Consider the following 23,974-nt stretch of genomic DNA (forward strand, 5'->3'; position numbering starts at 1 on the left):
TTACTTCATAAAATTTGGCAATTCATTATAGAAGTGCACAACCGTTCTTATGCCGCCAAAAAAATTATCGAGATTTAGAAATTCGTTTGGTGAGTGGGCGTTTTCATCAGGCAAACCAAAACCGAGTAGAACAGAATCGGATCCCAGAATTTTTTTAAACTGAACCACGATAGGAATAGATCCACCCTCGCGCTGATAAAGCGGTTTTTTGCCAAACCCTTTTTCCAAAGCAGATATTGCGGTTCTAACACCGGGGCTGTCAATGAGTGTAATAGCCGGTTCACCTCCATGTAGATTTCTCACCGATACTCTTACGGTTTTTGGAGTGAGGCTCTTGATATGTTTCTCAAATAACTTTGCAATTTTAGCGGGCTTTTGATTTGGAACCAGGCGCATCGATATTTTTGCAGATGCTTTAGAAGGAAGAACAGTTTTTGCGCCTTCACCCGTGAAGCCGCCCCAGATGCCGTTACATTCAAGTGTGGGTCGCGCCCATAAACGTTCAATCGTGGTAAAACCTTTCTCACCATACAATTCTTTCACGCCCAACTCTTTGGCAAATTTCTTATCGCTCCATGGTAATTTTTTAAAAGCAGCACGTTCTTCTTTCGATAGCTTCAATACGTCGTCATAAAAACCGGGAATTGTTATTTTCCCATTCTTATCGTGAAGTGACGAAATTATTTCGGTCAATGCCTGAATTGAATTATGAACGGATCCGCCGTATGAACCGGAGTGCAAATCTCTCTCCGGACCAACCAGATCAACTTGCATATAACTTAATCCGCGCAAGCCATAACAGACCGATGGAACCCCGCGTGCAAACATCGACGTATCCGAGATAAGAACTAAATCTGCTTTCAACAAGTCTTTGTGTTCTCTAAGAAATGGCTCCAGGTGTTCACTCCCTATTTCTTCTTCTCCTTCTAAAATTATTTTTATATTCACCGGCAAAGAACCGCTATTCTTCAAAAATGCTTCAATGCCCTTTAAATGTGTGAATAGTTGCCCCTTATCATCCGACGCACCGCGCCCATAAATATTTCCATCATGAATAGTTCCCTCGAATGGTGGCGATTTCCAAAGTTCAAGTGGTTCTACAGGTTGAACATCGTAGTGACCATATACAAGTACTGTTGGTTTGCCGGGAGCTTGTAGCCACTCTCCATAAACGACAGGATGTCCTGGCGTATGAAAGATCTGAACATTTTTCATCCCTAATCCGGCTATATGATCGCTCAACCATTTTGCGCATCTCATCATATCGGGTTGGTGATCCTTAGAATTACTGATACTGGGAAAACTGATGAGAGTTTTAAGTTCTGCGAGAAATTGTTCTTGATTCTCTTTTATATATTGAAGAATTTTTTCCATTGATATACCAATAATAACACCTGCAGGTTCGGTTTGAATTACCTTCAATATAAGAAAGACCCCAAGTACATGCAAGAAATTAAATAAATTAGCTGAAAAATAGATGGTTTTCGGTTTTTTTGAAAATTAATCGATATTTGATTATCTTAGTTACAAAATAGATAAAAACCATGATTATGTTTATTAATTTACTCGAAATTATTCTCCCCATTTGTTATTTCGCCACAACCTGGACTTATGCAAAAAGTTTTTATAAAAATTCGAAGCTTGCCGAATCGCTTAAAGTACGATTTATTTTTGTTACATTGATAATCCACGGATTGTACATATTTTTTAGAACTTTACAATACAATCATCCTCCAGTAACAACAGTTTTCGAGATTTTTTCATTAATCGCCTTTACTGTAACGCTTGCTTACGCTTACATAGAAATTCGGACCAAGAACAGATCGACCGGATATTTCATCTTAATATTTCCATTTTTCTCGCAATTAATCTCATCGCTGTTCATTAAAGAGTTGACAGAAATACCGCAGGTTTTACGAAGCAATCTGCTTGGAATTCATGTTGGGAGCGCGCTCATCGGTTATGCTGCAATCACTATCTCGGCTGTTTATGGCTTCCTTTATTTAATGTTATATCACGATATTAAATCGAGTCATTTTACTGTCATTTACAAACGACTTCCGAATCTTGAAATGCTCGAGAGGATGAGTTTTACCGCAACGGTCTTCGGATTCATATTCCTCACGATTGCGATATCAATCGGATATGTATGGCTGCCACGAGCGATTGAAAAATTTTCGTATGCCGACCCCAAACTTCTTAGCACAATAATAGTATGGTTAATTTATGCGGCGGGTTTGACGGCAAAAAAAATTGTCGGTTGGCAAGGGCGAAGAATTATGGTATTATCTCTCATCGGATTTATTATTACAATATTTTCGATGACCGTGATCAATTTTTTCTTCAGCAGTTTCCATAAATTTATTTAAAAAATTCGGTTGAACCGTTTTCACTTTTCAGCAGAAACGGATAGCAAAGATACATCTATCAATATTTAAACTGTTCTTATGAATATCTACTGTCTCGGTATAAACCATCGCACAGCTCCTGTTGAGATCAGGGAAAAACTTTGGTTTTCCCGCGATGAAATTGTATCGGCACTTGAGACTTTACAACAAAATAATCTCAAAGAACTTGTGCTTGTGTCTACATGCAACCGCACCGAGCTATACCATTCTTTTCGTGATGAGCTTTTAAGCAGCCAGCCGTTATGGGAAATCCTCGCCGAGCAGAAAAAAGCTGACGGCATTAGCGCTGAAAATTTTTATTCTTTGTCTTCACTAGGTGCTGTAAAACATTTATTCGGCGTTGCATCGGGAATTGATTCGATGGTATTAGGCGATGTTCAGATCTTGAATCAAATGAAAGAGGCATTCAATTTATCCCAGGAACATCAAACAACCGGATTATTGATTAATCGTCTGTTCAATACAGCTTTTCATGTTGGTAAAAGGTCACGGTCAGAGACTGAAATCGGAGAAGGCGCCGTATCGGTAAGTTACGCGGCCGCTGAACTTGCATCGAAAATTTTTGAAGAGTTAACAAAACGATCGGCTCTACTGATAGGCGCCGGTGAAACAGGTGAACTTACTGCGAAACATCTCTCAAGCCGTAATCTTGGGAATCTCATTATCGCTAACCGAACGCGCTCGCGGGCAGAAGAACTTGCCGCGAAATTAAATGGTAAAGTTACCGATTTCGATAAAATTCTCGATGAATTGCAGCATATCGATATAGTTATCAGCTCCGTGGAATCGTCGAATCATATAATAACCGAAAAAAATCTTCGCGCAGCAATGAAGCAAAGAGGAAATAAAACTTTGTTTATCATCGATATCGGAGTTCCCAGAAATATCGAACATAGCGCAAACCGGATCGAAAATATTTTTCTTTACGACATCGACGATCTAAATCAAATCATCGATAAAAATCTTGACCGGCGAAAAGCCGAAATTCCAAAAATTCAACAGATAATATTAGATGAATTATCCCAATTTAAATCATGGTACGATTCGCTGGAAGTAACTCCGACAATTCAACAACTACGCGAGCAGTTTGAAAACATCCGGATTGAAGAAGTTAAAAAGCATATACATCATTTCCCGACCGGAGAACACGAGGAGATTGAAATACTTACAAAACGTATCGTAAATAAAATATTGCATACACCTATGGTAAATTTAAAAAATAATCCTGAAGAATATTCTAAACACGAAACTCAGACTAAAGTTCATATATTGCGACATCTTTTCGGTTTAGAAAAAAAAGGAGATAAATGAAACACTCAAGATTACGAATTGGCACACGAGGAAGTCAGCTTGCTCTTTGGCAAGCCGATTGGGTAAAAGGTGAACTTCAAAAATTATATCCCTCCATCACTATCGAATTGGAGATTATTAAAACCACCGGTGATAAAATCTTAGATTCTCCACTATCAAAGATCGGAGACAAAGGATTATTCACTAAAGAAATTGAAAATGCTTTACTCGATAAACGAGTTGATTTAGCCGTTCATAGCTTAAAAGATTTACCGACAAGTTTACCTGCCGGTTTAATGATAGGAGCCATTCCAAAACGCGAAGATGTGAGAGATGTTTTCATATCTCATCCGGATAAAAAATATAAAAATTTTGATGATGTTCCTTCGGACGGCAAAATTGCTACGGGTAGTTTACGCCGCAAATGTCAGCTATTAAACTGGAAACCTCAACTTGAAATTATTGATCTGAGGGGGAATCTAAATACCCGTTTTGCCAAACTCGATTCTTCCAATTGGGATGGAATGATCCTTGCTAACGCAGGAGTGATGCGACTTGGATTTTCAAATCGGATCGCACAAATCATTACGACTGACAAAATACTGCCGGCAGTTGGTCAGGGCGCCTTAGGAATAGAAATTCGATCGGAAGATGCCGAGCTAAAATCGATTCTGGCACCACTCGTTAGTGAGGCAACTACATACTCTACACTTGCCGAACGGGCTTTTCTTCGAACTCTAGAGGGTGGATGCCAAGTACCAATCGGTGCCTATGCTCGCATTAAACAGAATAAACTTGTTTTTGATGGAATGATAGGCAGTTTAAACGGCAAGAAAATTTTACGCGGCACTATTCATGGTGAACCCACCGAGTGCGAATCGATAGGTAATGAACTCGCCAAATCGCTCTTTGATAGCGGCGGTAAAGAGATTTTAGGAAGCATAAGAACTGCTTAATCCATGAATCTTTCCGGAAAAACCATCCTAATAACCAGAGCGAGCAATCAGACCTCGGAATTTATTGATCTCATTAATGCAAATGGGGGTGTTGCTGTCTGTTTTCCCACAATTGAGATTCATCCGCCAGATGACTGGGATATGATCGACAAAGCTATCGAACGAATGTATATGTATGATGGTATCATTTTCACAAGTCAGAATGGGGTTTTGTTTTTCTTCGAACGAATTAACCATCTTCATACAAATATAAACTTACTCGATAATAAAACTATATTTGCAGTCGGTGAAAAAACTAAGCAGGTTCTTGTTGAACGAGGAATATCTTCAATTACTGTTCCCGATAAACATACCGCTTTTGATCTTTCCAGATTGATGAAAGAAGAAAACCTTCAAGGAAAATGTTATCTTTTCCCAAAAGGTGACATCGCAAATGAAATGATACCAGCTACCTTAAAAAGTTTAGGGGCTTCTGTTGATGATATTGTTGTTTATCGAACTTTACCGCCGAGTGACGTAGATGTAAAAAATATCTGTGCGATGCTCGATGGTAATAAAATTGACGTGGTAACTTTCACGAGTCCATCAACCGTGAAAAACTTTTTTAGGATAATCGGAGAGAATGGGAAAAAATATTTTAATGTAAAACCGCGGATAGCGGTAATTGGTCCGGCAACCGCAGGCGCTCTTGAAGAGTTCAATTTAGAGCCGGACATTTTACCGGCTAAACCTTCCATCGAAGCGATGATTGAATCGATAATTCTTTATTTTAATACTCACGAATAATAATAAAGTTTCCAATATGATCAACGATATTTTTCTCAAAGCATGTAAGCGGCAACCTACAAATCGAACTCCTGTCTGGATGATGCGTCAGGCGGGCAGGTATTTGCCTGAATATCGGGCGGTTCGCTCAAAAACCGACTTTCTAACTTTATGCAAAACACCTGAACTCGCGACCGAGGTCACTATTCAACCGGTCGACATACTTGGAGTTGATGCCGCAATAATATTTTCCGATATACTCGTCCTCCCCGAAGCGATGGGAATGGAGTTGATTGTTGAGGAAGGAAAAGGTGGGCCACGATTTCCTTCACCACTAAGATCAAAAGAAGCTATTAATAAAATTCAGATCCCGGATCCCAACGATAAGCTTAAGTTCGTAATGGATGCTTTGCGATTGACACGGAAATCTCTTGCCGATCGTGTTCCTCTCATCGGATTCAGCGGATCACCTTGGACCCTTGCGGCGTACATGGTAGAAGGGCATGGTTCAAAAAATTTCCGTCACGCCAAGGAACTTATTTACAACGAGCCTAAAATTGCTCATCAATTGCTCGATAAGCTTGCTAAATCGGTTGCCGCATATTTAAGCGCTCAGATCGAAGCAGGTGCGCAGGCAGTTCAGATATTTGATACATGGGGAGGTATCCTCACGCAGGATGCGTTTCAGGAATTTTCGCTATATTACATCCGGCAAATAATTGAAGAAACGAAAACAAAAGGTGCACCGATCATCGTTTTTTGTAAAGATTGCGGACATTCTCTGGAAAAAATTGCCGCTACAGGTTGTAACGTCGTCGGTTTGGATTGGTCGAACGACATCGGTGTGGCACGGAAATTAATCGGCAATTTTACTGCCCTTCAAGGAAATATGGATCCGACAATTCTCTATACAAAACCGGAACGCATACGTCAAGAAGTGAAGATGATTTTAGAAAAATTTGGAAAAGGTAATGGACACATATTTAACCTGGGACATGGCATATTGCCGGATATCCCGGTTGAACATGCGAGAGAATTTGTTCGAGCTGTAAAGGAAGAAAGCACAAAATATCACAAATAAATCAAATCATATAATCTAATTCAAAAACACACCTTATTTAAAAAGAATAATCTTTCATTAACCAGGTATGAATATTCATTCGCTACAAAAAGTCAAGCTTTACTTATTTCTTTTTATCTTTAGTATTCTCATTCTAATAAGTGGCGGCAGATTGGTTTCCAGCGACGAAGTATCAATGTACCTCACCATCGAGAGCTTGGTTCAACATGGGACATTATATATTCATCACGATAATCCTCCGAACAGCACAATTGTTGATGGCAAAGCATACACCTGGTACGAAGCTGGCAATATTACCTCTGGAATACCAATGTATTTTCTTAGCAATACTATTGCTTCTGTTCTTTCTCTTCCGGAATCAATGAAATCAATTGTTACACGCGCCGGTGTTTCTTTAACAAATTCATTCATCGGTGCTTGGATTGCAGTTCTTTTTTTCACTCTATGTACTAGATTCGGACTAAAGATCCACGCCGCCATTAGTATGTCTCTCATTCTCACGCTAAGTACATTCATACTACCTTATTATAAACTATTCATGCGAGAACCAACTCTTGCTCTTTGCATACTAGGTGGATTTATGTATCTCCTCCCCACCGGACAAAAAGTTAAAAGAAACCATTCTTTAATCATTGCTGGTGTTTTTATTGGATATGGAATCTTAACAAAACTTGTTTTTGTGCTTAACCTCATACCATTTTTACTTTTCATCATTTGGGATACGTCATCCCAGAAAAAAATTACGATTGAAAAAATCAAACTAGCATTGATATTTTTAATTCCTGTTGCAATTATTGGTTTTGGAGGAACAGGTTTATATAATTATCTTCGTTTCGGAAATCCTTACGACAATGGCTACCCCGATGTAATAGCCTTTAATACACCAATTTACGTGGGTTTATTCGGATTATTATTGAGTCCGGGTAAAGGTATTATTTGGTTTGCGCCAATAATGTTTCTTTTCATTCCAGCTTGGAAATATTTTCGTCGATTCAATTTACCTGAAGCAAATTTAATAGTTGGGCTTTTTTTTATAAACCTTCTTTTGTATAGCATTTTTGTTGCATGGGGTGGTGATGGAAGTTGGGGACCTCGGTATTTAGTCCCATTTCTTCCCATTCTTATGCTTCCAATTGCAGTATATTATAACCAAGCAACAAGGTTGGTGAAGAAAATATTTTTTCTACTCGTTCTTGCAGGAATTATTATTCAAATTGGTGGAGTAACAATTTACCCGGGAGTGTATCTTCGTGAAATTGGAGAATATCCATACCAGCGAAATTTTGATGATCCCGAATTTTTGCACAAAGCACACTTCATTCCAAACTATTCTCCGATAATCGGCCATTGGCGAATGCTTACCCGAAATTTCGATGAGCATATCACGGGAGAATACCCGCTTCTGCGCTTCAACAATACGCGTATGGGTGATCGTTTACCTATTCCGGTGGAGGATCAAAGTAAACTCCAGCATACAATGGATTTTTGGTTTACTTATGCATTATACACAGGTATCTCAACCAAAATTATTTTAGTTCTTGTTATAATGTTAAGTCTGATCACCGGAGCAACCGGATTACTTCTCCGAAATAGTCTTTCATATCAAACTGATTGAGATTCAATGGAAAATAACCTCGACTATAATGGGAAACAAGAGCTCACACATCTTGAAGTGAGTTTCAATTCGTTTCTGAACAACACTTATAAGCTGGTAAAAAACTTTATCGAAGGCAAAACGATCGCTGACATAGGTTGCGGTACAGGCATTTATGCTGAAAAATTTAAGCGCGATGGATATGATGTATCGTGTTTCGAGGGTGACACAACTCTCGTTAAAACTGCGCAAAGCCGTGGCTTATCAGTCGTTCAAATTGATATTCTATCTAAAACCTTTCGCGAAAATTTCAGCCAACAATTTGACTCCGTATACTCACTTGATGTATTAGAGCACATAGAAAACGAAGATGAATTCCTTCAAGGTATTTATGCCATACTAAAGAAAAGAGGAATTGTCGTAATAAAAGTCCCAGCATATTCGTTTCTCTACTCGGATCTTGACAAACGGATCGGACACGTAAGAAGGTATTCATCAAAACAACTCTCAAAAGCACTCACACGAAATGGTTTTGACGTTGAACATATTCGTTCATTCAATATATTAGGTTTTTTTGGATGGCTTATCATCTGTAAACTTCTCGGTAAAAGCTCCTCGGAGGTAGAAAGTGGTTTTGCAAATTTACTTTTTTCTGTTACACTTCCACTCGAAAGACGATTCTTTTCACCATTCGGGCTCAGTATTGTTGCCAAAGCCAGAAAGCAATCACATTCCTAAATACTAAATACAAAGGAGAATATTTTTTGAAATTATCAGTTATCATCCCCACTTATAATGAGCAAGCTACCCTTTGTGCTCTTCTGGATAAAGTTTTAAATGTACCAATTGAAAAAGAAATTATAATTATTGATGATTGCTCAAATGATGAAACAAAAGCTATCATCCATAAATATGCCTCATTTCCGAATATTAAAGCAATATTCCATGACAGAAATTATGGCAAAGGAAGGGCAATCAGAAGCGGTATACAACATATTACTGGGGATGTTGTTATTATTCAGGATGCTGATTTAGAATACGATCCCGAAGATTATCCCGCCCTTATCAAACCGATAATCAAAGGACAAACGAGTGTCGTCTACGGCTCTCGCGATCTCGGAATCAGAAACCATCATAGCTATTTCAGTTTTTATATTGGTGGAAAGTTTTTATCGTGGATAACCAATATTCTATATGGATCAAAAATAACCGATGAACCTACATGCTATAAAGTTTTCAAATCTGAACTTTTAAAATCGATAAATCTTAAATGCGAGAGATTTGAATTCTGCCCTGAGGTTACTGCGAAGGTTTTAAAACGCGGTGAGCAAATCGTTGAATTACCGATTCATTATTATCCGCGTACGAAAAACGAAGGTAAAAAGATAAAATGGAAAGATGGAATGGAAGCGATATGGACATTGCTAAAATATAAATTTATTGATTGAGATATTTGGAATAGAGGCAGACAAACAGGGACTGGTAATTAACCGATTATGGATTCTCCGAAAAATAAAGTAGCCGTAATTCTCTTTCAGCTTGGCGGACCCGATTCTCTTGATTCAATTGAACCGTTTTTATTCAACCTTTTTTCCGATCCCGATATAATAAATTTCCCCGGAGCGTTTTTGGCTCGTAGTTTCATTGCCCGAAAAATCTCCTCAAACCGATCTAAAAAGGTAAGAGAAAATTACCGTGCGATTGGCGGCAGATCTCCCATCCTTGCATTAACACGGGCACAAGCAATCGCGCTGGAGCAAAGTTTAAATGAGCACACTGATGCAGAAGTTTTCATTGCAATGCGCTACTGGCATCCAAACACGGAAGAAGTCATACTCAAAATCAAACATGATACATTTTCTAAAATAATTTTACTTCCGCTTTATCCGCAATACTCAAAAGCAACCACCCTCTCAAGTTTGAAGGAATGGAAGAAACAGTGCGCACTTCTGAATTATAACCCGATTCAATTAGAAACGATAGAGTCTTTTCATAACCATCCGTCGTATATCAACGCAATCACAAATCATATTAATACGGCGTTATTGCATTTTGTGGATATCGATATGAAAGATATCGACCTTGTATTCAGCGCACATAGTGTACCAGAAAGTTATGTGAAAAAGGGAGATCCGTATCAAGACCAAGTTTTAGAAACAGTGAAACTCGTCGTTCACAAAGGTAAATGGAATTCTCCACATACAGTTGGCTATCAAAGTAAAGTAGGACCGATCAAATGGCTTGGTCCATCTCTGCATGATACAATAACCGAACTGACCTCAAGTGGCAGAAAGAATTTTCTAATAATTCCAATATCGTTCGTAACCGATCATATTGAAACACTCCATGAAATCGGAATCGAAATGAGAAGATTCGCGATGGAAAGCGGTGCGAATAAATTTGAAATTATGCCGGCACTGAATAATGATAATGATTTTATAGAATGTCTTACCGCTTTGGTGCTGGAACGGATTTAAATCTTAGATATGTTTATTTAATTATTGAAATCAATTGAATCAAAATGCAACTGGCAAATTCAAAGCTGAATAATTCGGTAATCGTAATCGGCGGTGGAATATCCGGATTGCTTACCGGATACCGGCTTTCGAAACAGAACATTGATGTAACAATTCTGGAAAAAGATATTGTGGTTGGCGGCACAATGAAGACTGTTCACGATAATGGATGGCTGATTGAAACGGGTCCTAATAGCGCTCTTGAAACCACGCCGCTCATCGGCGAAGTGATCAAAAATTTGGGAATCGAATCTCAACTCATCTATGCGAACGAGCAATCATCCAAACGGTACATAGTTAAGAATGGATCGTTGATGGCTGTTCCGATGGATCCATTGTCATTTATCCGAACAAAACTATGGAGCACCGGCGGTAAGTTAAGATTGTTAAAAGAACCGTTCATAGAAAGAGGCAGTTCAGAAGAAACAATTGCCCAATTTGTTGAACGGAGACTCGGAAAAGAATTTTTAGATTACGCAATCAATCCGTTTGTCGCGGGTGTATACGCAGGTAATCCCGAGACACTTTCGGTTCGATATGCTTTTCCTAAATTGTATGCACTCGAAGAAAAATACGGTGGACTGATTAAAGGAATGATCGGATCTCGTAAGGAACGCAAAGCACGTAAGGAAATTGCAAAAGACCGTGCAAAATTATTTTCATTTTATGACGGTATGCAGAGTTTACCGTTAAAAATTTCAGAAGCGCTAGATGAGTCGATAATTACTGAATCGACTGTTGAAAGCGTGATCCCGATGAAGGTAGGAAACAGACCAATTTATACCGTAACATTTCTTCGAAAAGGTGAAAGATCAACGCTCGAAGCTCCTGTTGTTGTCTTAGCTTCTCCATCCGATGCCACCGCATCAATAATAGAGAAGATAGATCCAGAAACAGCATCGGCGCTAAGGTCAATTTATTATCCTCCCGTTGTCGAGGTGTTTCTTGGGTTTGCAAAAGAACAAGTCAATCGTAATCTTGGCGGATTCGGTTTCCTTGTTCCTGCTGTTGAACGAAAAAGAATATTAGGTACAATCTGGTCGTCTTCACTCTTCCCGAACCGTTCGCCTAAAAATCATATTGCTCTCACAACATTCGTCGGCGGTTCACGGCAACCCGAACTTACCGAATTAGATGATGATGAATTACTCGAAATCGTTCTCGACGATCTAAAAATTTTAATGCAAATTGAGAGCAAACCGGTTTATAGTAAAATTGTGGGCTGGAAAAAAGCGATACCGCAGTACAATTTAGGTTATGGAAATATACTCGATAAAATAACCAGATTTGAAGATAATTTCAGGGGCACATTCGTGACCGGCAATTATCGCGGCGGTATAGCAGTTGGAGATTGTTTCATTAATTCCGATAAAACCGTCGAAAAAATCGTTAATTACTTAAATAAAATCGATATTAGCTGACGTGCATTTGTGATCTAAAATTTGTACATTTACATAACAGTAATAGGGACTCCGATTAATGATCTAATCAAAATTCATCATAGTCGGATCAATCATCCGGACAACATTTTATATTCGGATGTTTTTATAATCAAGCAACAACAATATTTAATTCTTCAGAGAAATATTCAATAACATTTTATCCCGAGGAGCCCTTTGAACGAAAGCCTGGTACTTCTTCTTTTTAATATTTTTATCGTATTAATGTTGGCATTGGATTTAGGGATCATCCAAAAAAAAGCCCACTTCCCAAGCATGAAAGAGGCGTTGGGGTGGACTGCAGTTTGGGTTTCTCTCGCGATATTGTTTGGTTTGTTTATATGGTATGAGCGAGGCAGTATTAAAGCGCTCGAATTCTTCACAGGATACGTTGTGGAAGAAGCTCTTTCTGTTGACAATGTTTTTGTATTCATTGTTATCTTTTCTTATTTTTCCGTCCCAAAACATGCACAGCACAAAGTACTTTTCTGGGGGGTACTGAGTGCGGTCGTTTTCAGAGCAATATTCATCGTGGCAGGTGCGGCACTGATTTCCCAATTTCACTGGATAATCTACCTCCTGGGCGCATTCCTCATATTCACAGCGATTAAGCTGGCAGTTCAGCGCGAAACTGAAGTACACCCCGAACATAATCCGCTGATTCGACTCGCCCGAAAAATATTTCCCGTTACAAAAGATTACGTCGGAGAAAAGTTTTTTGTCCATCAGAACGGAAAGCGATATGCCACACCCTTGTTTCTTGTCCTCCTGATGATAGAAAGTACCGACATTGCATTCGCAACAGATTCAATACCGGCAATATTTGCCATCACGCAAGATACATTCATAATATACACTTCTAATATTTTTGCAATATTAGGATTGCGTTCTCTCTATTTTGTAGTAGCTGGTTTTATGAAGGAATTCCGATACCTTAAATATGGACTTTCTGTTGTGCTCGGCTTCATCGGAGTTAAAATGCTAATCGAGCCGTGGTATCAGATTCCGATTTTATCGTCGCTCGCAGCAATATTTATTATCATCTCAGCATCAATTGTTTTGTCGATACTCCATCCCGGCAAAAAAGAGTAATCGAAATAACTATGGAGTTTTTTTCAAACGTTTTAAATAGTATTGAAATCGATTTTCATATTGTTTTTACACTTCATCAATTTCTGAATTGATAAATGATAAACAGGAGAAATTAATATGTACGTGAAAGTCAATGGTTTTGGTATTGATTATTCAATCGAAGGACCAAATTCCGGTTTACCGATAATTTTTATTCATGGTTTCCCATTCAGCAAAGTAATGTGGAAACCGCAGATCGAAGAATTTAAAAAAGATTATGCCGTTTTATCATACGACGTGAGAGGGCACGGATTAAGTGATGTTGGCAATGGGCAATATACAATCGAGTATTGCGTAGACGATTTATTCGGTCTGCTCGACATTTTACACATCTCCAAAGCGGTACTTGTTGGATCATCGATGGGCGGATATATTGCACTCCGGGCAGTAGAAAAAAATCCGGACCGATTCAAAGGACTTGTTTTATGCGATACCCGAAGTGAAGATGATACAAATGAAGTTAAAATTAAACGTGCCGTCAACGCGAGAAACATTAAAATTTACGGTATGAAGAAATTTGCCAACCTGTTTCTTCCGACCGTTCTCACGGAAAGTAATGTCCACAAAAAAACAGAGGTGTGGAGAAATTTACATGATATTATCGAAAGAAATTCTTCGCTCGCGATGGCCGGAATGATGATTGCCTTAGCGGGTCGCACGAATTCAACGTCGTTCCTTTCGAGTATCAAAATACCGACTTTGATAATGGTCGGACAGTTCGATCAACTCACTCCCCCATCCTGTTCAATTTCCATGAAAGAAAAAATAACCGATTCCACACTGCATATCATTCCGAATGCCGCTCATATGTCGAACGTTGAAAATCCGGATGAATTTAATAAACAGCTTAAAAAATTTTTAAAATCTATTGAATAAATATTTTTCGCAAGGCAATTTGTAATAAAGGATACAGTATGAATAATCCAGCAAAATTTACTCGGCACAGACGAACCAGAATGACTCCGTTACTCCGATCAATGGTTCGCGAAACTGAACTCTCAAAGAACGATTTTATTTATCCTCTTTTTTCCGTTCCCGGTAAAAATATCAAAAAAGAAATTTCTTCAATGCCGGGTGTTTATCAAATGTCAATTGATAATATCGTAAAAGAGTGTGAAGAAGTTAAATCTTTGGGGATTCCGGCTGTGATTCTTTTCGGAATTCCATCACAAAAAGATGAAGTTGGTACTGGCGCTTACGATACGGACGGTATAATTCAACAAACAGTCCGCACAATAAAAAAAGAAGTCCCCGAAATTGTCGTCATCACAGACGTTTGTTTGTGTGAATACACGTCTCACGGACATTGCGGAATCGTTCGCGGCGAAGAAATTGTAAATGATGCCTCCATTGAATTGCTTGCAAAAGAAGCGCTCACACACGCACAAGCAGGCGCTGATATGATTGCACCCTCGGATATGTTCGATGGGCGCGTTCAGGCAATCAGATCCATTCTTGATGCAAATCATTTCGATAATATTCCTATCATGTCGTACGCAGCAAAGTATGCTTCAGGTTTTTATGGGCCATTCCGTGAAGCGGCAGAAAGCACACCTAAATTTGGTGACCGGCGTTCACACCAGATGGATCCGGCAAATTCCGATGAAGCAATCAGAGAAGTTCAAACCGACATTGAAGAAGGTGCAGACATCGTGATGGTAAAACCTGCCTTGTCTTATCTTGATGTTATTAGACGAGTGAAAGATACATTTCGCATGCCGACCGCCGCTTATAATGTCAGCGGTGAATTTTCAATGGTGAAAGCCGCCGGAAAACTTGGATGGATAGATGAGCAGCGTGTAATGATGGAAATATTAACGAGCATCAAACGCGCCGGTGCAGATATGGTCTTAACGTATCATGCGAAAGAAGCTGCAAAGCTCCTTTAAAATATCTTTGTGAAAAATATTCTTGTTACCGGTTCTAACGGATTCATCGGATCAAATCTTGTTATCGAGCTTGTCCGTCTCGGATTCAGTGTAAAAGCATTTCACCGTTCCGGTTCCAACATCGATAATCTTTCGGGAATAAATGCCGTTCATGTTATCGGTGATATTCTCGACAAGACCTCCATCCTCAATGCTATCAGAGGATGCGATACTGTTTTTCATACCGCAGCTTTAATTTCCTTTTTCAAACAAAAACAAAAAAAGCATTTCGAGATCAATGTAGAAGGAACGCGAAATGTTGTTGAAGCTTGTATGGAATCCGGTGTTGAAAAATTAATTCATACAAGTACCATCGGTGCACTCGGTTACACAACAGATGGAACTCTCACGAACGAAAATACCAACTATAATTGGGGTGAAAATATACCTTACCGGTATACAAAACATCTTGCAGAACTTGAAGTATTGAATGGAGTCGGAAACGGACTTAACGCAACAATCGTAAATCCGAGTATAATCATTGGAGCCGGAGATTTAAACATTCATGGCGGACAATTTGTGAGAGATATTAAATTGGGTAAAATTCCATTCTATGCCGACGGTGGAGTAAATGTTGTTGGAATAAGAGATGTAGTTGCCGGACATATCTCTGCAGCACGAATCGGTAAAAAAGGTGAGCGATACATTTTAGGAGGCGAGAACCTCACACACAAACAACTGTTTCAACACATCGCAACTTTGACAAACGGTAAATGCCCAAAGATTAAATTACCCGGTTGGTTAATAAAATCAGTTGCGGTTGTTTCACAAAGATTATCTCATCTGCCCGGAGTTGAATTACCATTGACACCCACCATCGCGAAAAACATTCTTGCATACAATTGGTGTTCGTATGAAAAAGCAACCAGAGAATTTGGTTACAAGCTACAACCGATTGAGAATGCAATATTGGAAGCGTATGAATGGTATAAGAAGAATGGGATGTTATAAGATGTGCCTGCCCGTCGAAGTCCGTAGGACGTAGGCGGAAGTTGTGATGTTCAATATTCAATATTGGATTTGGGATTCTGCTTCTTGGGTTGTAAATTATATCCAAATTTAATCTTTACAATCATTACAATCTTACATATTTTTTAAAATCAGTATGAAATCAACAAAATCAATCAAACTATTTGAGAATGCAAAGAAATTCATTCCCGGTGGGGTAAATTCACCTGTCCGTGCTTTCAAATCTGTCGGCATTACACCTCGTTTTATCGCCCGTGCCAAAGGTGCAAATCTTTGGGATGTTGACGGTAATAAATACATCGATTACATCGGCTCGTGGGGACCTATGATATTAGGTCATTCTCATCCATCGATTATTAAAGCCATTCGTGAAAAAGCCAAACATGGAACAAGTTTTGGCGCGCCCACCGAGCTTGAAGTGAAAATCGCACAGCTTATCACTAATATGGTTCCGTCAATAGAAATGCTGAGGATGGTTAACTCCGGGACTGAAGCAACAATGAGCGCAATACGTTTAGCACGCGCATATACAGGAAGAGAAAAGATAATTAAATTTGATGGATGTTATCATGGTCATGCAGATTCTTTCTTAATCAAAGCCGGTTCGGGTGCGACAACATTCGGCACTCCGGATAGTCCCGGCGTAACAAAATCTACTGCCGCCGACACTTTGAATGCTGCATTTAATAACATCGATTCGGTGAAAAAAATTGTCGCTGAAAATAAAAATCAAATCGCTGCCATCATTGTAGAACCTATCGTCGGAAATATGGGATGCATTCCTCCTAAAAATGGATTTCTTGAATCATTGAGATCGATCTGCACAAAGGAAAATATAGTTTTAATTTTCGACGAGGTGATGACAGGATTCCGGGTTGCACCAGGTGGTGCTCAGGAGCTGTACAAAATCAAACCCGATCTGACCACACTCGGAAAAATAATCGGCGGCGGTTTACCTGTTGGCGCTTATGGCGGGAAACGCGAAATTATGGAAATGGTTGCACCGAACGGTCCGATGTATCAGGCAGGAACGTTATCCGGGAATCCTCTAGCTATGGCGGCGGGATTTGAGATGCTTTCAATCCTTGATAAAAATAAATCGATATATAAACATCTTGAACAATCCTCGAAACACATTGAAGAAGGATTTAAAGAAAATTTCGATAAGCTGAATTTGAATTTTGTAGTTAATCGTGTAGGTTCAATGTTCACTTTATTCTTCACTAATAAGAAAGTAACCGACGCAGATTCGGCTCGCAGTTCAGATACAAAGTTATTCGGATCTTATTTCCGGGAAATGTTGGATAGCGGAATTTATCTTCCTCCATCGCAATTTGAAGCGGCTTTCGTCTCGATTGCTCATACAGATGAGATGATAGATAAAACTGTCAGAGCTAATTTCAAATCACTTAAAAGCATCTTTAAAAGATAAAGCGACCAACTGTTATTAAAAAAGCCATCCCGTATAAACGAGATGGCTTTTTTTATTACTCTTATTAGGAGGTTAGCCTCCTATAATTCCAGGAATTGAGACATCCGGTGGATTACCATTTTCACTTGTCACTTTGATGATTACATTACACGGAATCGCCGACGAAACTCCTCCTTGCGTTTGATCGACCACCTCAAACCAGAAATCAGTTGTTCCGAGACCCCGCGCCTGAGTGTCACCAAGAGTTACATCAACAAAACCTGTAACACTCAAATTAACCTGACTATTTGGCGGAGGAGTATATTGCAGACTAATCGTTATATGCGTGCCGGAGGATAACGGATTACCAAATCTATCAGACACTTTATAGTATATCCTGCTCGATCTACCACCTCTAGACACATTAAAACTATCAGCGTTGACCTCACTGATTTGAGACCATCCTGAGAAGAGAATTACAATGGTATCGTGAACCGCAATACCATTTTCACCTATAGTAACGGCAGCAATTTTAGCCATGTTTGGAACACCATAGATCGTATCCGGCGGATGTGGATTACCGCTTTGAAGCTGAACTGTCGCCTGTCCCGTTACCTTATCCGTAAATCCGGAAGCACCGATGATTCCGCCTGTTGTGCTGAAATAAACCGCAGTATTAGATTTAACCGGATTACTGTATTTATCCCCAACCTGAACCGTGATCGCATCGGTCCTACCAAGCCAGTCATAGGCTGGGAAGTTATATCTATGAGCAGCGACTGTGAAATGGACTTGATCCGGCAATCCGGCATTGACCGTAATGATGACCGGTGTTGAATAAATCCAAACGCTGTCACGCTCGCGATAAAGTTTTGCCACAAATTGCATGACACCTGATTTTGTTCCGCTGTTCACTGTTGTTGCAACACGGCCCGATACATTTGTGACTGCACGTTGCGGTGTAACATAAGCTCCGCCAGCTACCGGCTCGCCTATCAATTGGAACTCAATGGTGTCACGATGATCGATATCAATTGGGAAACCGAGCGAGTCGCGTACTTCCCATGTGATTATGGAAGATTCAGTGCCACCTACTCCATACACCGAAATCTCACGTGCGCTGATACTCAATAAAGCGATAGACCGAGCATACAAACCTGAGTCACTTGAATCCCGTATGCCAGTTGTTGTATCGCGAACAAGGTAAAAATCGTTAGACAATTGTTTACCTGCGTCTACACTGAAGTTAAGTGATTGTTGCTTATAACCCGACTTTTCTACCTTTAGCAGTCCGGGTAATGACGGTAAGCCATTTAAATTGATTGAGAAAGAATATTCTCCACTGAAAGTTGTTTGCAAACTATCAACAAGCAGATTTGAATACAAAGTAACATTTGCGTTTGTTAGCGGCAACCTTGATTGTGAATCGAATACCCGCCCAACAAGTTGAGCAACAGTTGATGCCGCATCTACTACCAGCAATACATCTCCGAGGTCGGTTGATTGTCCGCGATAAATTGTGAACGTAAAGCGTTTAGTTCTATAACCTGCTTTGTATGCTGTGATTAAAACAGGCATCGAATCGCGATCAACCAGATCGGCAGTTAGACGGAACGATCCATCAGTAGGTGTTATTACAGAATCAACCACACCCGGTAAAGTAAGTAAGAGTGTGCCGCTTCGCAACGGATACAACGTTAGACTATCCCGCAATACGCCTGATATAAGTGCAGACGAAGCAGTAGTGTCTCTATCAAGAATAATTTCAACTTCGAGGGTTTTTCCTTTTTCTATTATGATGTTGAATGTTCTTGTTATATATCCGGGATTAGATACTCTCAACTGCCCGTTCAGAAGCGTCAGGCCTGCAAGGTCGATGGTGAAAGAGAAATCACCGTTAATCGAAGTATTGGATGTATCAATCAAACTTCCAGCAGTAAGGATTAAATTGGCATCGGTAATTGGTAAACGGGTTTTATTATCCAACACACGTCCCATTAACTGCCCAGCGGTTGATCCTGCATCTACTCGTAGCAGAACATTTCCCATATTATTGGTTTGACCGCGGGTTAATGCAACCGGAAGTTGCTTTGTGCGGTAACCTGATTTCTCCACGGTAACCAGAGCACTGAGCGATTGAAGATCGACTAAATCTGCCGAGAGTCTATAGCTTCCATCCACACCTGTAATCACTGAAGTATCGGCTCCGGGTACAGTAAGGTGCACTTTTGTGTCGCGTAAAGGATAACTTGTTGCACTATCTCTAACAACACCTACTATCACTCCCGCCGATGAGTAATCGAGAGTTAAACCGACACTCAATGTTGTATCTTTAGCGACAGATATTGAAAACGATTCGGATAAATATCCGAATTTCTGAATGCTGACGGTAGCAGTTTGATTTTGGAGTTTCGATAAATCTACTTTAAACAGAAATAAACCATCAGTCCCGGTAAACGTAGTTTCACTCTTCGCCTCTGTTGTAAGAATAGTGGAGACATTTTGTAAATAACTCCCTGTAATCACATCATAAACATATCCCTGTATCGTGGAAGACCCACCGGCACTCGTTGGTGGTGTATCCTTGCACCCCCACAATGTGAGAGCAAAGAGGACAACTAAAAGACCAAGTATAATTTTTGATTTCATAAGTAATTTCCTTTACAAAATAGAAGTCATCATCATGGATTTTTTTCGAAATCGCGCGCATTGGCTTTGCGTTTATTATTTATTATCTCTTGTCGCGTTGTCCGATTCAGCATTCTTTCGCGTATCGGCTGGAGCAATTCAACTTTTAAAAGAATTATCAATTCAGCCTTCGAATTGTATTTTACATCTGAGCCGAACAAATATCTTAATCCAAGGAACCACCAAGGTAAATCTTTTAAGAAAGGAATTCCTTCTCTGCTGTTGACTTCCTGTGTCCGGATTAATCCGCCGATAACCGTTTCTTCCCCGTCATAAAGCAATGTATGTGTCTTTACCTGATTACGAGAAATTTCTGGACCTGTTGCACCGGGCGCAGATTCGCTTTGTTCAATTGTCATATTGAGGTAAACAAAGTCAGTATCAGATTGTGTGTAAATTGCCGGTGTAACTTCTATTATCGTTCCCGTGGATATCAGTTGGTTGATTGTATTGCCGGCGATATCACGAGAAGTTATAAAAATATCTTTTCCAACCTGAATTCTTCCCGGCTTACCGTTTCGTACAATTATATCGGGGCTGGTTAATACTTCACCCAGTTGGTTTGTACCGAAAAATTTTATTAACGCATCAATGTTGGCAAACTTAAATTCAGGAGGTGATTCCAGAACTCCAATTCCAGTGCTCAATGGAGGAATATTCATCTGTGACTTAGATTTTCTTGACATTGCTGGAACATGTCCGGTTGAATCGCCGAGCCCCAATCCTGAAGATAGATAAAATTCTTCGAGCGGTTCTTTTCCCTTATTTCTGAAGAAATGCCAGCTTATGCCGAATTCTTGCATTTTTGTTATATCGGTACTAAAGAAAACAGCTGATATTTTCACATCGCGGCTATCAAGAGTCGGCGGTGGTTCTCCGGGGATTGCTCCGCCGGCACCTCGTTCTACTTGCGGTGCCGCTCCTGCTTGCATAATCCGGATGTAATCAGCCTCTTCAACATACATCATACCGTTGCGTGATAAAATCATATCCAGCGCGTCGCGCCAGTGTTGATTCACCACATACACTCCGATCGGACCTTTTCTTTTTTCTAAATCGATTATTATTTTCCCGGCAAATTGTTTACTCAATTCATTTATTACAAGCAGAGCTTGATCCATTCGCATTGTTGAATCGAGTGAAACAATTTCCTGCGGGTTCACATATCCCTTCGTTTTTAATCGCGCATCACGTGCCTGACCAAAAGATGCTTGAACGAATAACAAACAAAGAGCAAATAGAAATATATAGTTCTTTTTCATGTATTCTCCGTAATTTAACTTACTTAAGCGGTTGACCTTGTTGAATATTTAGTTCATAACGTTCGGCAACACCACCACGATTCAATAAACATTCCACCTTACCTTCGTTCGGCAGGATGCGTGTGACGTAACCGAGATATACTTTATCGCCTTCTTCTAATGTTCGTGACTTCTGATTCTGATCTACAATAAACGCTTTACCCGGAATGACTGCTTTCAAAATTGAGCGCTCAACTTCAATTTCATCCGCTTGCGGTGGTGGAATTTCGTGCAAAATTAACGGATGGAACGGATTCATTCCGAGTGATTTTTGCATTGCCGTAATCATGCCCGGAGCATTATTCAATTCAGGCATCGAAGAATAGTATGCCTGTACTTCCATCTCGAACAAAACCAGAATTTTTGTTTCATTCGTAGTTGCCGATTTCGATTCGTACCCACGAAGCGTGAGATTTGCAACTTTGAATAGCCTCTTTCCGCTTTCCGTAAGCCAGATAAAATTATAAAGATTACGGAATGGTCCTTCTCCTTTTAACGAATAAACATTGTACCCGAAACTTCCAAAATCTCTTGGACCGACATAAGTCATGTCCATTTTAATCTCACCGCTGATATCCATCGTGCGGTTAAAATATCCGTACGTTTCACCGGTAATATCACGTGGGGGGACATCTTTATTACGGGTTTCCCAACGCTTCTTTATTTCAACAAGCCGCGCCGATACCGTATTGTATGTATTCGCAAGATCTGGAGTATTTTGCAACTCGACTTCAATACGCCTGATCTCCAATTCAATATTCTTAAGCTTCTTCGGAAGTGAGAGAGATGTAAAAAATAATCCCACTGCCAGTATGAGCACAAGAAAAATGCTTAAGACAACTGTATTGCGTACTATGTATGACAAAGGAATCTCCGATTGTTTTTATTCATTATCGTAATTATTTTTTTGTTCCATCCGCAGGTGGTTGTTCTGATTCTGCAGGTTTTTCGATTTGCGGAGGAATTGAAATCATAAAATTATACACCGGAGGTGTATTTGGTCTAATTTCTCGAACTTCTACTTTTGTTAAAGTCGAATTTTCAAAGAGCGCGGCAATACGCGGAATTCTACCTCGGTAAAGAGCAAAACCTTGAATTGCCATTGCTCCGCCCGGTTGCGCACGCAACTCGGTAATCCATGTCGCCCCTAAATCATCGACACCCTTGGTTAACTGGGCGATGGTTTTATTCCACCTGTCGGCGCCGGGGATCAGAGAATCGTAAACCGCGAGTGCCGTGTTGAAGCGATTTATTTGCTCTTCGAGACCGCCGATTGCGGTTTTCATTTTTTCATTCTCACCAATTTTATCCTGTAATTGTGAAAGCGTTCTTTGCCTGAGTGTAATTTCACGCTGAACTGTTGCATACCTAGTAGTGAAAAAGAATGATGATAGAAATACCAGCATAAGAAGCACGTACCCGTGCCAGGCAAGTTTAAACGCACGCTGACCTTCGCGAACGGCTTCGGGCAATAAATTGGTCGGATAAAATCCGGGATGATCGTCGTCTAAAACTTTCCACGCTGTAGCTATTGGTATTGCAAATTCGGGTATCTGCAGCTGGATCTCGGGGGGAAGGGATGTTGCGTCGAGCTGGGGTGTGAGCAAATATTGAATTGCCACATCCGGAAGTTGTTCCTTCATGAACTCTTCGAAGTTAATTTTTTTACTTTCACCCGCTATGAATATTTTATCGATACGGGGAATTCCCATGTTATCTTGTTCGAGAAGCAAGCGACTGTAGACAGTGTTCTGAATATTCGGAGAATCATAACCTTCTCCAAGAACAGGCGCGAAATGGAAAAATTCCGTTCCCTTCATGAAGATAAGACGGGTAAATTCTGCGCCGATATAAATGATTGTTGTAATCTCCTCCGGCGCGAAACCATAATTTGCCCGCGTGAGGTTCATCAGTGCAACATCACCGATCTCGATCAATGAAATCCGCGGAAGACGTTTACCCAAAAACGGTTTAATATCTTCTAAAAGATTGAGCAACGATACACCGTCTTCGCGCACAACACAAACGAGATTTTTTTCAACCGAATAAAAATGATCGATCGCATCTGGAGCGGGTTGAACAGCACGAACGCTTCTTAATTCATCAAGAATACGTTGTTTAAGCTTTTTTTTCTCCAACCCGAAATCGCTTTCAAGTGTGTGATAATAAATGCTCGGCTCGGTTATCGAATAGCTAAATACATAATCATTCGTATTGTATTTAGAGATTAAACCTAAAAGAACATTACTATTGTTTCCGGAACTATCCGTCGCTTGCTCGGTGCTGCCTAAAGCAAATGTTTCGCCTGTATCGGAGAGATTATCCAGATCGACATTAGCAACCTGTCGCTCCTCCAGTTTGGTAACAAGCGAAGCAGATTGTAGTTCGTCTATTACAACATTTCCTTTTTTGATCGATAATTTCGCGAGCTTAAGTTCAAGCCCGTCTACAAAAATACCGATTGCCGAAGATTTTCTGCCGCGTAGTGAAGCCATAA

The 23,974-nt window shown here is 39.9% G+C and carries 20 protein-coding genes; 15 read left to right on the top strand and 5 right to left on the bottom strand.

Annotation, left to right across the window (positions count from 1 at the left end):
* The gene (locus HZB59_03435; protein ID MBI5020466.1) at window positions 1-1,374 is read right to left on the bottom strand and encodes a dipeptidase; all 1,374 of its coding nucleotides are present in this window, start codon (window positions 1,372-1,374) and stop codon (window positions 1-3) included.
* Between the two features lie 170 nt (window positions 1,375-1,544).
* Between HZB59_03435 and ccsA the strand changes: the two genes are divergently transcribed.
* The 15 genes from ccsA to hemL all read left to right on the top strand — a co-directional run bounded on the left by ccsA (window position 1,545) and on the right by hemL (window position 17,509).
* On the top strand, window positions 1,545-2,369 hold the full coding sequence (gene ccsA / locus HZB59_03440; protein MBI5020467.1) for a cytochrome c biogenesis protein CcsA: 825 nt from the start codon (window positions 1,545-1,547) through the stop codon (window positions 2,367-2,369).
* A gap of 78 nt (window positions 2,370-2,447) precedes the next feature.
* Window positions 2,448-3,719, top strand: coding sequence for a glutamyl-tRNA reductase (locus tag HZB59_03445; GenBank protein ID MBI5020468.1), 1,272 nt, complete (start codon window positions 2,448-2,450; stop codon window positions 3,717-3,719).
* Complete coding sequence (gene hemC / locus HZB59_03450) at window positions 3,716-4,654, top strand: hydroxymethylbilane synthase (GenBank protein ID MBI5020469.1); 939 nt, start codon at window positions 3,716-3,718, stop codon at window positions 4,652-4,654. Before HZB59_03445 ends, hemC begins: the two co-directional genes overlap by 4 nt.
* 3 nt (window positions 4,655-4,657) lie before the next feature.
* Window positions 4,658-5,440 (top strand): uroporphyrinogen-III synthase, encoded by a 783-nt coding sequence (locus tag HZB59_03455; GenBank protein MBI5020470.1) that lies wholly within the window; start codon window positions 4,658-4,660, stop codon window positions 5,438-5,440.
* Window positions 5,441-5,456: 16 nt separating this feature from the next.
* Window positions 5,457-6,500: a uroporphyrinogen decarboxylase gene (locus HZB59_03460; protein MBI5020471.1), complete on the top strand. Its 1,044-nt coding sequence runs from the start codon at window positions 5,457-5,459 to the stop codon at window positions 6,498-6,500.
* Between the two features lie 67 nt (window positions 6,501-6,567).
* A complete protein-coding gene (locus tag HZB59_03465) occupies window positions 6,568-8,115 on the top strand; it encodes a glycosyltransferase family 39 protein (protein ID MBI5020472.1) in 1,548 nt (515 codons plus the stop codon).
* 6 nt (window positions 8,116-8,121) lie between these two features.
* Entirely contained in the window at window positions 8,122-8,832 is a 711-nt protein-coding gene (locus HZB59_03470; GenBank protein MBI5020473.1) for a class I SAM-dependent methyltransferase, read from the top strand.
* A gap of 26 nt (window positions 8,833-8,858) precedes the next feature.
* Window positions 8,859-9,542: a glycosyltransferase family 2 protein gene (locus HZB59_03475; protein ID MBI5020474.1), complete on the top strand. Its 684-nt coding sequence runs from the start codon at window positions 8,859-8,861 to the stop codon at window positions 9,540-9,542.
* Between the two features lie 48 nt (window positions 9,543-9,590).
* A complete protein-coding gene (hemH, locus tag HZB59_03480) occupies window positions 9,591-10,571 on the top strand; it encodes a ferrochelatase (protein ID MBI5020475.1) in 981 nt (326 codons plus the stop codon).
* A gap of 44 nt (window positions 10,572-10,615) precedes the next feature.
* Entirely contained in the window at window positions 10,616-12,031 is a 1,416-nt protein-coding gene (gene hemG, locus HZB59_03485; GenBank protein ID MBI5020476.1) for a protoporphyrinogen oxidase, read from the top strand.
* A 243-nt stretch (window positions 12,032-12,274) separates the two neighbouring features.
* A complete protein-coding gene (locus HZB59_03490; GenBank protein ID MBI5020477.1) occupies window positions 12,275-13,141 on the top strand; it encodes a TerC family protein in 867 nt (288 codons plus the stop codon).
* A 117-nt stretch (window positions 13,142-13,258) separates the two neighbouring features.
* Window positions 13,259-14,056 (top strand): alpha/beta hydrolase, encoded by a 798-nt coding sequence (locus HZB59_03495; protein MBI5020478.1) that lies wholly within the window; start codon window positions 13,259-13,261, stop codon window positions 14,054-14,056.
* A 38-nt stretch (window positions 14,057-14,094) separates the two neighbouring features.
* Window positions 14,095-15,069, top strand: coding sequence for a porphobilinogen synthase (gene hemB, locus HZB59_03500; protein ID MBI5020479.1), 975 nt, complete (start codon window positions 14,095-14,097; stop codon window positions 15,067-15,069).
* A 9-nt stretch (window positions 15,070-15,078) separates the two neighbouring features.
* Window positions 15,079-16,059, top strand: coding sequence for an SDR family oxidoreductase (locus HZB59_03505; protein ID MBI5020480.1), 981 nt, complete (start codon window positions 15,079-15,081; stop codon window positions 16,057-16,059).
* A gap of 154 nt (window positions 16,060-16,213) precedes the next feature.
* Window positions 16,214-17,509, top strand: coding sequence for a glutamate-1-semialdehyde 2,1-aminomutase (hemL, locus tag HZB59_03510; GenBank protein MBI5020481.1), 1,296 nt, complete (start codon window positions 16,214-16,216; stop codon window positions 17,507-17,509).
* A 72-nt stretch (window positions 17,510-17,581) separates the two neighbouring features.
* Here hemL and HZB59_03515 read toward each other — a convergent pair whose 3' ends face one another.
* The 4 genes from HZB59_03515 to HZB59_03530 are packed head-to-tail and all read right to left on the bottom strand — an operon-like array spanning window position 17,582 to window position 23,972.
* Window positions 17,582-20,137: an Ig-like domain-containing protein gene (locus HZB59_03515; GenBank protein ID MBI5020482.1), complete on the bottom strand. Its 2,556-nt coding sequence runs from the start codon at window positions 20,135-20,137 to the stop codon at window positions 17,582-17,584.
* 32 nt (window positions 20,138-20,169) lie between these two features.
* The gene (locus HZB59_03520; GenBank protein ID MBI5020483.1) at window positions 20,170-21,438 is read right to left on the bottom strand and encodes a type II and III secretion system protein; all 1,269 of its coding nucleotides are present in this window, start codon (window positions 21,436-21,438) and stop codon (window positions 20,170-20,172) included.
* A gap of 19 nt (window positions 21,439-21,457) precedes the next feature.
* Window positions 21,458-22,342 (bottom strand): hypothetical protein, encoded by an 885-nt coding sequence (locus HZB59_03525; GenBank protein ID MBI5020484.1) that lies wholly within the window; start codon window positions 22,340-22,342, stop codon window positions 21,458-21,460.
* A gap of 34 nt (window positions 22,343-22,376) precedes the next feature.
* Window positions 22,377-23,972, bottom strand: coding sequence for a hypothetical protein (locus HZB59_03530; GenBank protein ID MBI5020485.1), 1,596 nt, complete (start codon window positions 23,970-23,972; stop codon window positions 22,377-22,379).
* Between the last annotated feature and the right edge of the window lie 2 nt (window positions 23,973-23,974).

Source organism: Ignavibacteriales bacterium (genome assembly GCA_016214905.1).
Taxonomy (GTDB): domain Bacteria; phylum Bacteroidota; class Ignavibacteria; order UBA10030; family SZUA-254; genus PNNN01.

Coding starts and splice junctions, on each gene's coding strand:
- hemB (MBI5020479.1), top strand. CDS start 14,095: ATGAATAATCCAGCAAAATTTACTCGGCACAGACGAACCAGAATGACT.
- HZB59_03490 (MBI5020477.1), top strand. CDS start 12,275: ATGTTGGCATTGGATTTAGGGATCATCCAAAAAAAAGCCCACTTCCCA.
- HZB59_03520 (MBI5020483.1), bottom strand. CDS start 21,438: ATGAAAAAGAACTATATATTTCTATTTGCTCTTTGTTTGTTATTCGTT.
- HZB59_03445 (MBI5020468.1), top strand. CDS start 2,448: ATGAATATCTACTGTCTCGGTATAAACCATCGCACAGCTCCTGTTGAG.
- HZB59_03470 (MBI5020473.1), top strand. CDS start 8,122: ATGGAAAATAACCTCGACTATAATGGGAAACAAGAGCTCACACATCTT.
- HZB59_03465 (MBI5020472.1), top strand. CDS start 6,568: ATGAATATTCATTCGCTACAAAAAGTCAAGCTTTACTTATTTCTTTTT.
- hemC (MBI5020469.1), top strand. CDS start 3,716: ATGAAACACTCAAGATTACGAATTGGCACACGAGGAAGTCAGCTTGCT.
- HZB59_03435 (MBI5020466.1), bottom strand. CDS start 1,374: ATGGAAAAAATTCTTCAATATATAAAAGAGAATCAAGAACAATTTCTC.
- HZB59_03455 (MBI5020470.1), top strand. CDS start 4,658: ATGAATCTTTCCGGAAAAACCATCCTAATAACCAGAGCGAGCAATCAG.
- HZB59_03515 (MBI5020482.1), bottom strand. CDS start 20,137: ATGAAATCAAAAATTATACTTGGTCTTTTAGTTGTCCTCTTTGCTCTC.
- hemL (MBI5020481.1), top strand. CDS start 16,214: ATGAAATCAACAAAATCAATCAAACTATTTGAGAATGCAAAGAAATTC.
- HZB59_03460 (MBI5020471.1), top strand. CDS start 5,457: ATGATCAACGATATTTTTCTCAAAGCATGTAAGCGGCAACCTACAAAT.
- hemH (MBI5020475.1), top strand. CDS start 9,591: ATGGATTCTCCGAAAAATAAAGTAGCCGTAATTCTCTTTCAGCTTGGC.
- HZB59_03495 (MBI5020478.1), top strand. CDS start 13,259: ATGTACGTGAAAGTCAATGGTTTTGGTATTGATTATTCAATCGAAGGA.
- HZB59_03530 (MBI5020485.1), bottom strand. CDS start 23,972: ATGGCTTCACTACGCGGCAGAAAATCTTCGGCAATCGGTATTTTTGTA.
- ccsA (MBI5020467.1), top strand. CDS start 1,545: ATGATTATGTTTATTAATTTACTCGAAATTATTCTCCCCATTTGTTAT.
- hemG (MBI5020476.1), top strand. CDS start 10,616: ATGCAACTGGCAAATTCAAAGCTGAATAATTCGGTAATCGTAATCGGC.